A 3159-nucleotide genomic window follows, 5' to 3' on the forward strand; every position below is an offset into this window, starting at 1 on the left:
GTATTTCCTTACCCAATTACAACGGAAAGTCGGCGTAGAAAACTACAAAGATTTCTGGATTTACCAAACTTAACTATCTCATTAATTTGGTTCCCATTAATTACTTATTGGTTGACCACTTATTGCCGCATTGGTACTCGTTTATCAATTGCAATCGACCGCAGTCAATGGGGGTGCATTAATCTCTTTATGGTTAGCCTGATCTGAGAGCGAAGAGCAATTCCATTATACTGGTCGCTGTTGCCCAAATTAGGAAATAGTAACTTCGAGTCACTCTCCTACCAATTTAGAGCAAGTTTTACCATTATTTTCATCAGATAAAGTCATCGTTTTAGGAGACCGTGAATTTTGTTCTGTTGATTTGGGAAACTGGCTTAAGGAAAAGGGTGTGTCTTTTTGCTTAAGACTGAAAAAGAATCTTTGTATCGAAACAGAACATTTAGTTTGGCAACGGTTGGATGAATTAGGAATAGTACCCGGAACTTCTTTGTATGTTCAAGGGAAAAAAGTGAGAAAAACTCTACCTACTACCGGATTTGAGCTTGCTTGTAAGTGGAAAAGGAACTATGGTAAATATCAAGTTAAAGAAGCCTGGTTTATTCTCACGGACTTAGGCTCATTGCCAGCAGCGCTCAATGCTTATAAGCAGCGGATGGGCATTGAATAAATGTTCCGAGACTGTAAAACAGGAGGCTACGATCTTGAAGGAACAAGCCTCAAAGGGAACCGACTTATTAACATAATTCTGCTCATGACACTTGCGTAAAGTTCAGCAATATTTCAAGGTAATGGACTGAAGAAAAAGCAGGTACAAGAATATGTATCTCGTCGCACAGAACCCAAGAAAAAATATCGCATACGGAGTACATTTGGTGTGGGATTAGATGGAGAAAAGTGGGTTAATTATCTAGAACAATATTCTTGGGAGGTGGAACAGTAAACGCAAGTTAACTCCTTCTCAACGCCGCTTTTATCAACAAGGTATGCGGGCTGCAACCCTTATACAGTCTATCTCGTAGACCTCTTTGTCACCCCCCCCAGTTATAGCTTCAGATGGCTTTTTCATGGTTTTTAGAGTTGCTCTAATTGCACAAATTATTATACCTTAAAAAACTTCAAATGATTGCATAGCAATCATTTGAGGTTTTGAAAATTCTGAATTTCTTTGAAATTAAATCCGATCGAATATCTGCGGAATGTGGGATAGAAGTATTAGCGGAGATTAAAGGTGTAGTAGTCCACGACCACTGGAAACCTTATTATCAACTCGAAGATGTGAATCATGCTTTGTGCAACGCTCATCATTTGCGAGAACTCAAAGCAAGAGAGGAAATTGACCGAGAATCTTGGGCTAAGTCAATGAAAAAGCTTTGGCTCTTAGCTTGTAATTATAAACATCGCTATCCCAAAGGTATTCCTGAAAATATGATTGCTCGCATCAATCAACTATATGAGCAAATTCTCAACCGAGGGCTTGATTTTCACTCTTCTCAATCACCTTTAAACCGCAAAGGTCATCGAGGTCGAGTAAAACGACGAGTTGGTCATAACTTGTTGTTGCGGCTTCAAAATTTCCGAGGTGATGTTTTACGGTTTCTGACGGAACCGGATGTTCCGTTTACCAATAATCAAGCGGAACGTGACTTACGGATGATGAAGTGTAAGCAGAAAATTTCTGGTGGCTTCCGCTCGTTTGATTTTGCGGTTTCCTTCGCCAATATTCGTTCTTTTCTTTCGACTGCATCTAAGCGTGGTCTTCATCTTCTGGAAGTTGTTACTGATGCGTTACTTGGTAATGTCTCTGTTTTCTTTCCGTCAAATACTACTAGCTAGGCAGTTACGAATAATTATTGAATACCCAAAAACATTTAATTAGAGTTTATTATTATAAAACTCAAACCTAAAACTACTATTGCTGACCATTTTTGCGACTTAGAAGATCCAAGAATTGAGCGGACGAAACATCATCAATTAATTGATATTATCACCATCTCAATTTGTGCCGTGATTTGCGGTGCTGATACATGGGTGGATATCGAAAGTTACGGTCGAGCTAAATATGAATGGTTAAAGAAATTTTTAGAGTTACCGAATGGCATACCTTCACATGACACAATTGCGCGAGTATTTTCTCGTCTCAAACCCTCCTGAGTTTCAGAAATGTTTTTTGAGCTGGATTCAATCTATTAGTTGCTTTAATGCCGGAGAGGTGAGCGCAATTGATGGCAAAACTCTTCGCCATTCTTACGATGGGGGAGCAGATAAAAAAGCAATTCATATGGTCAGTGCTTGGGCGACCCATCAAAGATTAGTTTTAGGACAAGTTAAAGTTGATAAAAAATCTAATAAAATCACAGCTATTCCGGCTTTACTCAAAGTATTAGAATTAAACGGAAGCATTGTCACGATTGATGCAGCAGGCTGTCAGAAGTCAATTGTTAAGTCAATTGTCGAACAGGGAGGAGATTATGTAATCACCTTAAAAAAGAACCAGCCATCCCTATATGCCAGAGCCGAAGAGTTGTTTAAACAAGCAATTAGACAAGGATTTTCGGCATTTACACATACAGCTTATTCGACCAAGAAAGAGAACTATCACGGTCGCTCAGAATTCCCACATCACAACCATGTTAAGTGACATCAAAGAGCTGATTGACCCCGACAATCATTGGAAGAACCTTCACAGTATAGGCTTGATAGAATCCGTGAGAATAGTGAAGGGGAAAACAACTATTGAAAGTCGTTATTACATTAGTAGTTTACCAAATAATGCTCAAAAGCTGGGTGAATCAGTCCGCAGCCATTGGGGCATTGAAAATTCTTTACATTGGCAGGACTTACGCACGACCACTAGATATAGCGTACCGGGTTTAGAAATACCCATTGGATAGAGCGATAATATAAAATTAACTATCTTGAGTTTTACATGAGAAATTTCAATTCTAAGAGAGGTAGAGTCAATAGATTTTTTAGAGAAATTATTTTATAGTGGAGGCATAAAAAAGGGGTAAGTTGTATGGGATTTACCAAGCTAGACTATTGCCAATATTTACTGAGCAGTCAGGTTAATTATACAATTACCCAGGGCTATTTCATTCTGATCGAAAGGCTGATATGACATTGGATTGATTCTCACCGGAAAGGCCCGTCTACGATGTC

2 protein-coding genes and 2 pseudogenes are annotated in these 3159 nt (G+C 38.9%); all 4 read left to right on the forward strand.

The window, feature by feature from the left end; genetic code table 11:
* Positions 1-207 (forward strand): annotated as a pseudogene (locus QUB30_RS33170) (IS4 family transposase); the annotation flags it as partial.
* Between the two features lie 118 nt (positions 208-325).
* Positions 326-667, forward strand: a complete 342-nt coding sequence (locus QUB30_RS33175; protein ID WP_333342523.1) for a transposase — start codon at positions 326-328, stop codon at positions 665-667.
* Positions 668-1146: 479 nt separating this feature from the next.
* Positions 1147-1833: an IS66 family transposase gene (locus tag QUB30_RS33180; RefSeq protein WP_333342521.1), complete on the forward strand. Its 687-nt coding sequence runs from the start codon at positions 1147-1149 to the stop codon at positions 1831-1833.
* A gap of 54 nt (positions 1834-1887) precedes the next feature.
* Positions 1888-2831: pseudogene (locus QUB30_RS33185) on the forward strand (ISAs1 family transposase); the annotation flags it as partial.
* Positions 2832-3159: the final 328 nt, after the last annotated feature.

It is taken from the genome of Microcoleus sp. BROC3 (genome assembly GCF_036702515.1).
In the GTDB taxonomy this organism is placed as follows: domain Bacteria; phylum Cyanobacteriota; class Cyanobacteriia; order Cyanobacteriales; family Microcoleaceae; genus Microcoleus.